The organism is Paenibacillus sp. TY11 (genome assembly GCF_059772165.1).
The window spans coordinates 40,951-53,558 of record NZ_JCBAIQ010000019.1 but is presented as its reverse complement, the minus strand read 5'-3'; the positions used below and the strand labels follow the sequence as shown (position 1 = coordinate 53,558).

General features: G+C 43.4%; 13 protein-coding genes. 3 read left to right on the top strand and 10 right to left on the bottom strand.

The window, feature by feature from the left end; all coding sequences use genetic code 11:
* Window position 1: 1 nt before the first annotated feature.
* Window positions 2-994, bottom strand: coding sequence for a hypothetical protein (locus AC6EJC_RS19900; RefSeq protein WP_444955449.1), 993 nt, complete (start codon window positions 992-994; stop codon window positions 2-4).
* 212 nt (window positions 995-1,206) lie between these two features.
* On the opposite strand from AC6EJC_RS19900, the gene AC6EJC_RS19895 reads away from it, so the two are divergent.
* The gene (locus AC6EJC_RS19895; RefSeq protein ID WP_444955448.1) at window positions 1,207-1,857 is read left to right on the top strand and encodes a hypothetical protein; all 651 of its coding nucleotides are present in this window, start codon (window positions 1,207-1,209) and stop codon (window positions 1,855-1,857) included.
* A 33-nt stretch (window positions 1,858-1,890) separates the two neighbouring features.
* A complete protein-coding gene (locus tag AC6EJC_RS19890; RefSeq protein WP_444955447.1) occupies window positions 1,891-2,460 on the top strand; it encodes a DUF1697 domain-containing protein in 570 nt (189 codons plus the stop codon).
* A 172-nt stretch (window positions 2,461-2,632) separates the two neighbouring features.
* Here the strand turns inward: AC6EJC_RS19890 and AC6EJC_RS19885 are convergent, their stop codons facing one another.
* On the bottom strand, window positions 2,633-4,378 hold the full coding sequence (locus AC6EJC_RS19885; RefSeq protein ID WP_444955446.1) for a methyl-accepting chemotaxis protein: 1,746 nt from the start codon (window positions 4,376-4,378) through the stop codon (window positions 2,633-2,635).
* A 397-nt stretch (window positions 4,379-4,775) separates the two neighbouring features.
* Between AC6EJC_RS19885 and AC6EJC_RS19880 the strand changes: the two genes are divergently transcribed.
* Complete coding sequence (locus AC6EJC_RS19880) at window positions 4,776-5,360, top strand: RBBP9/YdeN family alpha/beta hydrolase (RefSeq protein WP_444955445.1); 585 nt, start codon at window positions 4,776-4,778, stop codon at window positions 5,358-5,360.
* Window positions 5,361-5,502: 142 nt separating this feature from the next.
* On the opposite strand, the gene AC6EJC_RS19875 is transcribed toward AC6EJC_RS19880, so the two are convergent.
* From AC6EJC_RS19875 to AC6EJC_RS19840, 8 genes are all read right to left on the bottom strand, one after another.
* Window positions 5,503-6,039 (bottom strand): SMI1/KNR4 family protein, encoded by a 537-nt coding sequence (locus AC6EJC_RS19875; RefSeq protein ID WP_444955444.1) that lies wholly within the window; start codon window positions 6,037-6,039, stop codon window positions 5,503-5,505.
* 56 nt (window positions 6,040-6,095) lie between these two features.
* Window positions 6,096-6,755: a DUF2625 domain-containing protein gene (locus tag AC6EJC_RS19870; RefSeq protein ID WP_444955443.1), complete on the bottom strand. Its 660-nt coding sequence runs from the start codon at window positions 6,753-6,755 to the stop codon at window positions 6,096-6,098.
* A 36-nt stretch (window positions 6,756-6,791) separates the two neighbouring features.
* On the bottom strand, window positions 6,792-7,310 hold the full coding sequence (locus tag AC6EJC_RS19865; protein WP_444955442.1) for a hypothetical protein: 519 nt from the start codon (window positions 7,308-7,310) through the stop codon (window positions 6,792-6,794).
* A gap of 35 nt (window positions 7,311-7,345) precedes the next feature.
* A complete protein-coding gene (locus tag AC6EJC_RS19860) occupies window positions 7,346-8,497 on the bottom strand; it encodes an immunity 26/phosphotriesterase HocA family protein (RefSeq protein ID WP_444955441.1) in 1,152 nt (383 codons plus the stop codon).
* Between the two features lie 84 nt (window positions 8,498-8,581).
* Window positions 8,582-9,589, bottom strand: coding sequence for a phosphotransferase enzyme family protein (locus AC6EJC_RS19855; RefSeq protein WP_444955440.1), 1,008 nt, complete (start codon window positions 9,587-9,589; stop codon window positions 8,582-8,584).
* Between the two features lie 340 nt (window positions 9,590-9,929).
* A complete protein-coding gene (locus tag AC6EJC_RS19850; protein ID WP_013311306.1) occupies window positions 9,930-10,373 on the bottom strand; it encodes an Hsp20/alpha crystallin family protein in 444 nt (147 codons plus the stop codon).
* A 214-nt stretch (window positions 10,374-10,587) separates the two neighbouring features.
* Window positions 10,588-11,589: an ABC transporter ATP-binding protein gene (locus tag AC6EJC_RS19845; protein ID WP_444955439.1), complete on the bottom strand. Its 1,002-nt coding sequence runs from the start codon at window positions 11,587-11,589 to the stop codon at window positions 10,588-10,590.
* Complete coding sequence (locus tag AC6EJC_RS19840) at window positions 11,573-12,562, bottom strand: ABC transporter ATP-binding protein (protein WP_190297697.1); 990 nt, start codon at window positions 12,560-12,562, stop codon at window positions 11,573-11,575. The genes AC6EJC_RS19845 and AC6EJC_RS19840 overlap by 17 nt, the downstream gene beginning before the upstream one ends.
* Window positions 12,563-12,608 lie beyond the last annotated feature (46 nt).

Sequence of the window (12,608 nt, the reverse complement as noted above, 5' to 3'; positions counted from 1 at the left end):
ATTAATCCCCTTTTACTCTGTATAAATAATAATTTATACCCGCATTTGTGAAGCTGGATTTATCGACAAAAAATCTGATTTCAAGCAATGCAGTCAATACTTTCATAAAAACTCCCGGTTTTTTCTTGCAAAATAACTTAAGATATGTAATTTCGCTAGGATCTCTTTTGAGAACAAAATAGGAGTAATTCATCAAGATCAAATGGGAGATGAACTGTTCTGTTGGAGATTGATGCTCATTTATACAGTCTATCAGCACCTCTAACACCCTATTTTTATTAGATCTGTAGGCTTGCATAAATATCGTTGCTTCTACAAACGGCTTGTTGAAATCATCGAATGGAAAATCATATACATCATGACTACCCAGCATGAAGTTAACCCATTGGCCTTGTAAAAATTTTATTTTTTCCAGCGCTGCTTGTGTATCCATATCCATCTTACTTTTGTGAATATGCTCATGCAAAATGTTAATAAGAATGTGCAGATCATAATGTTGTGCGTCTTCCATTCTGTACATGATCCTATTATTTTCAATCGTTAGACGATCATAAATGTCGTCCCCTAAACCCAGTTCAAATAAAAGATGTTGAAGGAAAAGTAGTCTGTCCTGAGCAAACGTGAATTCATTGCCTCTCTCTCTTAGATGTGAAACTTGATATTGATAATAAAAACAAAATAAGTTTTTTCTCCTATAAGCAACATCTTTATGTATATCAAAAACATTAAAAATTAACGAAAGCAATCGAATCAGGCGTTCAGCATCCAGTTCGCTTCGAATGACATGATCCATTTTTGTAAATAGCGACCTGTCAAACAGATCATGCCATCGCACTAGAGAAACATAATCCTGCTCGTTTATATTCAGGGTTAATATTCTTAAATTTTGCTCTTGATCGGGATAAGAATAAAATAGATATTCATGACTTAAATCAGAAATACGCTCATTAAAATAAGCTCTTAATTTGTAATCGTATATTTTAGAAAATGACATACTTATCCTCCTTACAAGTAAGCCTGAGCATATTAAACTAAGCACAAAACATTTTCGAACTCCTATATTGTAAAATTAATCTGGATAGACTGGCAAGGCGGCACAATTACAGAAACATATGTTCTCCATATCTATATTATGATATCTTTAGGCTAGAAATGAAACGTTATTGTCGGAGGTCATAGCCTAAAATTAGAAAGGAATGCAAACCTATGAAACAATTAAGTGAAGCTCTGGCCCGTTTTGCACAACAGCAAAACTTGTATAATGATGCCTACGGGCTGTTCCAAAACCACGACATCCAGCCCCGGATGGAGAAAATTTCAGATTGCTGGGACAGCCAGATTCCTGTATCCCCCGAACTTGAGTATCTGTATAGCCATTATGAAATGATCGATGCTAAGGCAGCAGGAACACACAAATTGAAAAATGCGGCAGTTGAAATCGGGGATGCTGCTGTCCTCTTTTTTGCTGCACCAGAACATCTGTATCGCCAACAACTAGGCTATCGCTGGATTACATCTGGTGAGCTTGTCCAAGAATCTTCTTCGTGGCCGCCCCATCATGTCGTGATTGCCACTTTTAATGACGATCCAGTCATTGTCGATACTAGCGGACCCGATTCCCCTGTATATGTTGCATTCGAAGGCGGTGCGCCGCAGCAGGTGGCTGACTCTTTGGCTAACTTCTTTACTGCTCTTTCCATCCTGACCGAAGGTGCCTGTACCTTTAAGGGAGAATTGAAAGATGAGGACACATACGAAACCAAAGCAGAATATATTGAGCACGTAAAACCGCTGCTGCATCCGCTGTTGAGTGAAAATCAAACCACGTATTTAATGGAATACCTATCCCTTTGTTAGAAATCCTTTTTTTGAAGAGAGGTGGGACTTTTTATGATCTATATCGCATTACTGCGGGGCATCAATGTTGGCGGCAACAACAAGATCGAGATGAAGAAGCTCAAGCAAACGTTTGAAAATGCAGGTATGGGCCATGTGACGACTTACATTAATTCTGGAAACATTATTTTTTCTAGTCAGACCCAGTCTAACCAGGAGCTTTCACTCATATTGGAACAGGCGATTCTGGAGGATTTTAGCTTACCCATCCGCGTCATCGTCCGAAACATGAAAGAGATTCAGAGCATTATGGAGGCACTGCCGAATGAATGGTCTAATGATACACAGATGAAAAGTGATGTAATGTTTCTGTGGGATGAAATTAATGATATTTCCGTTCTGGACAGGCTTCCTTTAAAAACAGGAATAGGCCATATAATATATACGACCGGGGCCATTCTGTTTTCTGTCAGCAAAGAACAAGTCACAAAAAGTGGGTTAACGAAATTAGTTGGCACTAAGCTGTATCAGCAAATGACGGTGCGGAATGTGAACACAACTCGTCAGATTTATAAGCTGATGCAAATGGCTGAACAGGAAGAGTTGCAGGATACGAGTTTTTGACTGTAGTCCAAAAGCAATCTTGGAAGAGTAAACTCAAAAAGGGAGCCTTTTTACGGCTCCCCAACTGTTTTTCTTAAATGTATTGTTTTCCCTTGTCTTTGCCTATCGAACTTAATCAAGCTTATAGGTAAGTAATCCTTCATATGAAATACCACTCACCGTAATGGCCTCGTTAAATTTTAAAGCCTTCGACCAGTTCATTCAGTCGAGCAGCGCTTTCCTTCACCTGATCAGACTGGTGTGCCACTTCAATAGATTTCTCCGTCGATGAAACCATATTCTCAGCAATGTGCTGAGTGGATATAGCAGACTGTTCGCTGGCTGTTGCAATCTCATGGATTGCTCTCACCATGGTTTGGACGGTTGCATTCACCTGCTTAGAGGTGGCGTTCAAATCATTGACCGTGTTTGTGTGTTCAACTGCATCCATGTAATATTGTCCTGCTGTATCCTCAAGCAGCTGATAATCCTTGCCCACCTGGGCTTGCAGGAAGTGCAGTAATTCTTCGGCATTAGTAGTTAAATTCTCTACAGATTGCACAACTTCTTGAGTAACACTCTGAATTTGGTCTACCGCATGTTTGGAGCCGTCTGCCAACTTGCGAATCTCGTTAGCCACAACCGCAAACCCTCGACCTGACTCACCCGCACGAGCCGCTTCAATGGATGCATTTAGAGCCAGCAAATTGGTTTGTGCCGTAATTTCTAAGATAGACTGAGAAAGTAAACGAATTTGGTCTACGGCCTTGGCTCGTTCTAGCGCTTCCTTCATCTTTTCATTGGCCTTCCGGTAAATTTCCTTGGCCGCTTTATTGGATTCACTAGCCGCATGCTTCAATGTTTCGGCTTTTACACTTGTATCATTGGCAGACTGAGCTCTTTCTTGAGTTTTGACCGAGATGTACTCCGCTGCCCGCTGCATTTCTTCCGCAGAATGATTCATGTTTTCGGTGTATGCCGAAGTCTCTTCCATAGCTGCTGACAGCTGTTCGACCGTGGCAGATACATCTCTAATCCGCTCATTGAGATCTGTCATATTATAATTCGTCTGGTCACTCAGTTGGTTAATTTGGCGTGACTCATTGATAACCCCCGTTATGACCATTGAGGTTGAATCTGTCATTTGTTGAATGGCACGCGCAATGACAGCGATCTCATTATTTCCTTTGAGCAAGGTAGGATCAAGTGCTGCCGTCAAATTTCCTTGGGTAATCTCCTCACAGTATTTCGTAATTGTACTCATCCGGAAACGGATATTTCGAATGGCCGCAAAGGAGATGGTGATAAGAATAGCCAGCACGAGTGCCAGAACCGTGATCAAAACAATTGTACGCATTTTAATCTCATTTTGCGTATTTTGATATAAGTTGGCGGATTGCTCATTGTTATAATCTGAAATCGTAGTCAACATCGTAACAATTGCCGTACTGGATTTATTAATCCGGCCTCTCTCTTCCGTGTCATACGTTCCGCTATTTTTTTTGACTGCCATGATTTGCTCAATATCCTGATAATATGTGTCTATACTCCCCCGTAGTTCCTCGTACAATTTCTGTTCCTTAGCATCCAAATTCCTTTGTGAGAATTCATTTAGTCCGGTTGTAACGCTATCTTTTCCTTTCTGTACCTGTTTATACTGTTTATCTGTGTACTCTTTATTATCGAGTATTTTTGTATAATTAGCCCGCATATTGTAGAAATCACTTTTTACTTCAAGAATATTCGTTTGGTGTTGAAAGCGATCCATGTACAAAATACCTTGGCCCTCTTTAGCTTGATACATACCGAAAACCCCTACCAACGATACAATGAGCAAACCCACTAAGCTGATCATAATCATGGAGATCATCGTTGTCGTGATCTTTAAATCTCTAAAACCCTTCCCTTTTTTAGTCCTGTCTAATAGCTTGTTACTCATCCAAACCCCTCCAGATCGTCTATGGATAATAGTTCACGTTGCTCTCAATTTTCACGAGTACTTCGGTCGCTCTCCTAAACACTGTCCTCCACACAAGAAAATGAAGCAGATCACAGACGTGATGCTATATATATCGGTAGAAAGCGCTTAAATTTATAAGAAAAACAACAGTGCTACAAAAATAAAGAATATTCTGATTGCAAAATTCATACTTGGACTTGCTATGTGACTCAAATAGAGATGAGTTGGGGACAGACAAACGTTATTAACAATTTTAGGTGCTCATGAGCTTAGAGAATTTGCTAAACTAGAAGTGGGGTCTTTATACTAAGTGGGACACATATCATCAACAAATCAAAAACAAATACAAATACAGAATGATAGGAGAGAAAGCATTGTGACAAACATACAAAATAAAAAACAAGTATATATAATCCACGGATACACAGCGTCGCCATCCGATCATTGGTTCCCTTGGTTACAAGACAAATTACAGGAAGATGGGGTATCGGTAGATATACTGGAGATGCCCAACTCACAATCCCCCAAACTTAATGAGTGGATCGAGCATCTATTACAAAATATTAAAGTTCTACATAAAGACACCTATTTTATTGGTCATAGCTTGGGATGTGTATCCATATTAAGATACCTACAGCAAGTAAGTATCCCAGAACCACTTGGTGGTCTCGTTTTCGTTTCCGGTTTTACTGATCCAGTGCCGAGTCTACCGTCATTAGATGAATTTACAAATGGCCATTTGGATTATCAGCAAATTACGGATTCGCTAAAAGCGCGTTCAGTTATCGCTTCAAAGGATGACACAATTGTGCCCTTTGCACTCAGTAAGAAACTAGCTGAAGACATCCAAGCCGATTTCCATGAAGTAGACCATGGGGGACACTTTTTACAAAGTGACGGTTTTACCACCTTACCGATGGTATATCAAGTGTTAATTGAAATGATGAATGCAAATGAGTAGCATGACAGGCTTAGTTTGAAAACTTACATAACCCGCAAAATGGAACCGGCGAAGGGTTCATTATTGCGGGTTATGTAATCACTTCTGGAATACGTACGTCTTAACAAGGAGTCGCTCCACAGATGTACTTATAGTCAATACATCAATACAATGCCCATTTTTCCGTACACAGCTCTATAAATGAATGGGCAACCTGTTCACATTCGTCAAATCCCAAACTACCAGAATGAGCAAAAAGAACGGGATACTTATTGTTTCTTTTTTCCTCTCTCATATCAAACATATAGTGGTTTCCGCACCCATCCATCGCAAACGACACAGCACCCGGCATATATTCCGGTAACTCGTAGGCAAGGTTCATTTCTCTCAAATCTTCGGTATTGAAAAACTGAAAATAACGTTCTCCATTTTGAAACTCCCCGCCGTTAGAGTATCTCAAAAAATCCATATAGCTGTCAGGAAATTGCCCTTGGGGCAGATGCCAGCTCACAGGATCTAAAGGTTTATATTGATCATAGAATGGAGACGACTTTGGAAAAGGGTTCACTTGTCTTTGCTTGATTTCGTGAATCTCTTGTTCCGATAGCTTTATGTTCCATGTTTTCAAAAAATTTGCGATTTGTTCATCCGTTGCTTCCAGACTTTTTACAAACTGCTGTTCAAAGTGAATACTCCACATATCAGCCAACCTCCATACCTCGATGCCTCTAAGAGTTGTTATTTCTACCGAGCAAGCTATTCCTTATCCACTACCGCCTGCCATGCTTTTGTAATGTCTATAGGCGACTTGCTGCTGGTCTCCCCTCCACCTTCCTGAGTCCATAGCGGCGGATAATATGCAAATACCTCTCCCGGCTGAAGTTGCTCCATATCCTTCTGCCAACCGTTCCAGCGGAATGTCTGGTAGAACAAGTCCAAATCTCCCTCAGCCAACCAGCTCAAGAAACCGGAATAGGCCAGCTCTGTGGATTCCCATTCCAATGCATCTGGTGCAAAATAGTAGATATGACCGCTACGTCCGAATTTCCCTGTATCCAATCCAAAAAATCCACCTGCTGCATCATAAGCCACAATCAGCATACCCTCAAGTGCAGGAACACTTTCCGGCTCTTGAAGCCCGTTCCATGAGGTCAAGCTACCGAAAATTCCAGACCCACCCGCACCCAGCAAGGTGATCCAACCGTAATCAAACACGATTCCTCCTGTCTCATAGGCAACTGTTCCCAAATACGACTTCGTACTCACCTGCAAACGGTACAGCGTGTCCCCCGTAGCGGATTCCGATTCGGCCGATACAATGTGATGTGAATTCCGGCCTTCTTTCAGAATATTTCTGACCTCTTCCCATGCATGGTTATCCTTATCCACCAGTTCATCAACAGTTAAAGTATGCATGTTCATTCCCCTTCCCGCATATCCCAAAATTCACTTTCAACCTGCGAACTGATTTTTGCAAACCTGCGTTTGATCTAAAATCACCCACTGATTCACTTCGTCGTATCCTTTTACAATGGCCGTGACCTCATGCTTCGGATACATCCACTCGGATGGTGTCTTTTCCTCATATGTACGAGTGTCTGACAATCCGACCGCATGATGCTGGAAAATATGAATAAGCGTACCGTGTGGGAAAAATGCTTCAATATAACCCTTTACCTTAGTCCCAACGGGCAGTGCATTTTTGATTTGATGCCATTCCTTGTTGAAGGTGTGAAGATAATTGGACCAGATTTCTTCAAACTCTTTTTTTGTAACTTTAGTATAATAGGGCTCCGTGTCATCAATCGGTTGCTCGGCTAATAAGAAATGATACTGCTCGTGCTTGCGATTAGAAGCGATATAAATGCCATCATCTTGGATTACAATTTGTCGATAGGCGACACCATCTGAATCTATTTCAAAATACCAGGTTCCCATGCCTGGTTCCGGGCAATCTTTAAGATATTTCATTGGCCCCTCCTATTAAAAAATCAAATCCGTTTTCATCATTTTTTCCCGCCATAGATTCTTATCAAATATGCGAGATATTCCGAACGTGTCAGTCCTCCCGTTTGACGGTTGAACTCATCATACGAAATGTCTTCCAGGAATCCGAATTCGGCCAGTGCTTTTCGACGCTCATCCTGATATAACGGATTATCCAGCGTTTTGTACCACTCCCGCTCTTCCCAAGAGCCAAAACAGTCGGCAACGACACTTGAATACACACCGTTATTTAAAAATTTTCGTGAAGACTTGAACACTGTCTCCCCTTCCGGTTTGGAAACCGTGCCCGTTCCCCAGGACAGACTATATGTTCTTTCTTTTCTACTATCCGTACTACAGCCATAGCCGATGGGGAACACAATATCCTCTTCCACTAACAGCTTATGCCCTACCCGCTCATAGGCACCCCGCATAAAGGAATCATCCATAACAATCCAGGTCGTTTCGGATAATGGGGCGGCTGTGATAGATTCCAAAGCTGTTGAACGGTCACGACTCGTAAACAAATACGGACGCACGAATAAAGGCATGGTCATGACACTGTTCCAAATGCTATCCTCTGCAAACAACTGATCCTTTTGCATTTGGCGCAGATCTCCAATGACCAGTACATATCCATCTGTGAAAAGGTCTATTTCCACGCGGAAGATGTCTCCCGGGACCGTTTTATAACGTTGGTTTTTCATATGCTTCAGTCGGTGCAACCTGCGATCGTAATCCTTGGGCACAAGTGACGGATATTGCATAAGCCAATCGATGATCTCTTCTTTACTATGTAAATGCTCACATCCCGTAATAGGGAGTTTCACACCCGTTTTGCTATTCACAGCAGTAACATAACTAAGAGGACGATCCCTTCGAATGCCTGCTGAAAAGGTTATGCCTTCTGCCTTGATGCTCGAAACACTTGTGTAATTCAGCTTTTTCTCTTTGCCACGAGCCGTTTTAGGCAAAACAAATGCCCGGTCACGCGTAAGAATCTCTACATCGGTTTCTCCATAGGTATCCTCAGTGGAAGAAATTCGCTTGCGAATGACATCCCCATCCATACAAATAAAGTATCCTTCTTTAATTTCTACCACGTCCCAATGCTCTTCCAGCGTCTCCAGCCCGAAGTACGGTCGTAACGTGTTCGTTAGCCAACTATTCATCTGCTCCTCCTGTTCAGAGTACATCTCAATGGACTCAGGCTCAATTTTTCCAGAGACTATAACATAACGTGGTATTTAGCTCGTTTATTCATACACTGTTCCAGCTTGAACCAACTCTTCCTGAATCCAGCTACTGCTGGTAGAAAGCTGGAGCAAGTCGGCAGAGATCTGTTTGACCTGCTCTTGCAGTACATGTGACTGATCCGTTCCTTCCAGAAAGCGACTCAAAAAATGAAGAAATACGTCTACCTTCCTAAGCAGCATCAAAATAGGCAAAGCATCAATCTCGTTGTGGCTTAGATGAACCTGGCGGCTGAAGCCTCGGCAAAAATCCCGAACTGCTGTCGTCTCCTCCGGTTGTCCCAAAAATCCAGATAAGATGACCGCCGGCTCCATGACCCGAACGTCTAGCGTACAAAATTCAAAATCAAGCAGTGCAGTTACTAGACTATGATCCGAATCCTTTACTAACAAATTGGAAGCGTTCAAGTCTCCATGTACAAGCTGATGCGGCAACTCTTCTAATGCATGAAGCGAATCTGTAATCTCTTCATAAGCTGCTCCTATTAACCGCAGCTCTTCATGCAAATCCTTTAGAGGCTCAGGCGGATGTAAACAAAAGCCTTGAACCGTTTCCCGGTTACACAATGGATAGGATTGCTGCAAAGCATAATACGGTCGATAGACTGGAGTCATATCAAGATTGAATGTCGCAAGCACAGCAGATAATTCCCCCGTAGTCTCGCCCAAAGAATAGGCAAAGCTCGAATCCTGCTCCAGGGGTGATATGCCTTCTATGTATTTGAACAGACACACATATTTGCCGCTTTCCTTCTCCAGTTGAGCAAGCGTCTCTCCCGTGACCGTTGGAATAGGCTGGGGTATCCTGAATGATAGAGAATGCTTACTCAGCTCCTGCAAAACCGCATGCTCAAATTCAATTTTATCCCGATCCCTGTGTGTATCGTAGACGCGCAGCACCCCGCTTCGTCCACCACTCTTAACAAAATACGTCGTATTATTCCAACCCCCGGTTCGTTTCTGTAGCGTTCCGTTCCACTCCGGCCAGTGACGTCTTAGTATTGCTTCCAAGGATGTATCCTCCCTTCTTCGTGTCCATAGCATCGGCTGACTCCGGCATGCGAGAAGTATGGTCATAATAGCTTTACAGGTAATTTCATTATTTTAGCATAGCAGATAGCCTATTTTATAGCAGAGGGCGACTCTAATTCATAAGAATTTAAACCGAAGGAGGAATAACTCCTCCGCAAGCTAAGCGTCACAGTGTTTGTCCAAAGTTTTATTCTAAGTTTTTCCAGTAATATTAAGGACAGTTAAAAGGCTCAATTACAATGTAATCGAGTCTTTTAAACAGGACGTACACAAAAAAACAGGACTGATGAATCAGCCCTGTCTTCTACATCATACCCCTTTAGTCAATCTGGATCTGTCTGCGGGAACGATCGTCACCCTGACGTTTAGGAATTTCAAGTTTCAATACGCCTTGATCCAGTTTTGCCTTAATGCCTTCTTCATCAACATGATCCACATAGAAGCGTCGGACAAATTCCCCAGAACGGCGCTCCCGTCGAATCATTTTATTCGTATCATCCTTCTCTTCATGATATTCATTCCGTTTAGCACGGATCGTCAAATAATTATGGGCAATATCGATGTCGATATCTTCTTTTGCAATGCCTGGAAGCTCAGCTTCCACCAGATATCTGTCGTTTTCTTCACGAATATCCGTCCGAAATGTCTGAGAGTTGCTGCTAAATGGAGCAAGCCAGTGGTCATCAACCATACCATTGAAGGATTTAAACATTTGTCCAAAGAAGTCTTCATTTCTTTTACGAAATGGGATCAGATCAAACATGAAAATCAGCTCCTTTTAATTGGTTGTTGTTTGGGTTCCTTACGATTCATATTATAGTACCGAAAGGAGCGAGGCTCAAAGTTCAAAAGAGGCTGAAAATACCGAAATAACCCGATCCTAAGCGATCTGTCAAAAATAGTTTTAGATTTCAATCAATTTGACCTTTTTTGACCTTTTGACTTCACAAGAGACTACATATTCTTTTTCAGCTGGCTTATGCCTGTCCGGCTATCGCTTGTTCCGGCGTGGAAGCTGGATACAAGTGACAGGCTACCTGTCGCCCCGGTGCAGCTTCGGCAAAGATGGGCTGTACTTTGCTGCATATCTCCATGGCTGCCGGGCAGCGGTTATGAAACGCACAACCACTTGGCGAATTTTCTGGACTGGGCACATCCCCTTTAAGTACAATCCGATCACGCTCCGCTTCCGGATCAGCTACAGGTACGGCAGACATTAGCGCCTTTGTATACGGATGCAGCGGCTCTCTGAACACTTCTTGGGTCGGTGCGAGTTCGACCAGCTTGCCCAGGTACATCACACCCACGCGGTCGCTGATAAATTTGACGACCGACAGATCATGGGAAATGAACATATACGTCAGGTCATATTGTTTTTGCAGGTCCTTCATCAGATTGAGCACTTGCGCCTGAATCGACACATCGAGGGCCGAGACTGGCTCGTCACACACGATAAATTTGGGATGAAGCGCCAGTGCACGTGCGATCCCGATCCTCTGGCGTTGACCACCCGAGAACTCATGCGGATAACGATGTGCGTGATAAGGAGACAACCCGACCACTTCGAGCAGCTCTTCCACCCGCTCTTTGAGCTGCGTTTTGCTTAGCTTTTCATGCGTGATGAGCGGTTCTTCCAGCACCTGCTGTACCGTCCATCTGGGGTCAAGCGAAGCAAACGGATCTTGAAACACCATCTGCATATCCGTTCTGAATTTGCGCAGCTGCTCTGTGTTTAGCTTACGTATATCCGTGCCATTAAACAGAATCTCTCCATCCGTCGGTTCAATCAATCTGAGAATTGCCCGTCCAGTTGTGGATTTGCCGCAGCCGGATTCTCCCACGATTGCCAGGGTTTCACCCTGCTGTACAGTCAGGTTAATACCATCCACCGCTTTGACTGCTCCCACTTGTTTGGAAAAAAGTCCTTTTTTGATCGGATAGTGCTTTTTCAAATTACGTATTTCAAGCAGTGTACTCATGATATCCCTCCTGCTGTAGCAAGCAGCGGCTTTTGTGTCCGGGTTCCACTTCTGTAAGCTCCGGGGCCTCTGCACGGCAAATTTCCTTGGCAAACTGACAACGTGGTGCAAAGCGGCAACCTTTTGGCATATCGAGCGGGTTGGGAACCTGGCCCGGAATGGAAGCCAGACGCTCCTGATCACTGTTCAATTGCGGCAGTGAGGCTAGCAAACTTTGGGTATACGGATGCTTGGGATCTTTAAAAAGTGTTTTAACATCCGTTTCTTCTACTACTTGTCCGGCGTACATAATCACGACCCGATCGCACATTTCAGCAACGACACCAAGGTCATGAGTAATCATCAGAATGGAAGTTCCTTCGGACTTCTGTAGCTCACGCATCAAGTCAAGAATCTGTGCTTGAATGGTTACATCGAGTGCCGTTGTCGGTTCATCGGCGATCAGCAACTTCGGATTGCACACCATTGCCATCGCAATCATCACCCGTTGGCGCATACCGCCCGAGAGTTCATGCGGATAAGAAGCGGCTACTTTTTCTGGACGTGGAATTCCCACTTTCGTCAGCATTTCCACAGCCATGTCTTTTGCTTTGTGTTTGCTTACACCGTGGTGGTAGCGGGCAGACTCCGCAATCTGCTTGCCGATTTTGAACACGGGATTCAGCGAGGTCATGGGCTCCTGAAAAATCATGGCCATCTCGTTGCCACGAATCGAACGCATTTTCCGCTCTGAAAATTCCAGCATGTTTTCACCGTTAAACCGTACTTCACCAGCGGCTACTTTCCCAAGTCCTTTGGGGAGGAGCTGCATAATGGAAAGGGAGGTAATGCTCTTGCCGCACCCGGACTCTCCAACGATTCCGAGTGTTTCGCCTTTACCAACCGATAGATCGACGCCGTCTACAGCCCGGATGGTGCCGGCCGCAGTCTTGAACTCCGTCCGGAGATTGGTTACTTCAAGCAGTTGTGCCATGCCCTCTTCCTCCTCCTTGTCCATCATTGAACCTTCACATTCTTCA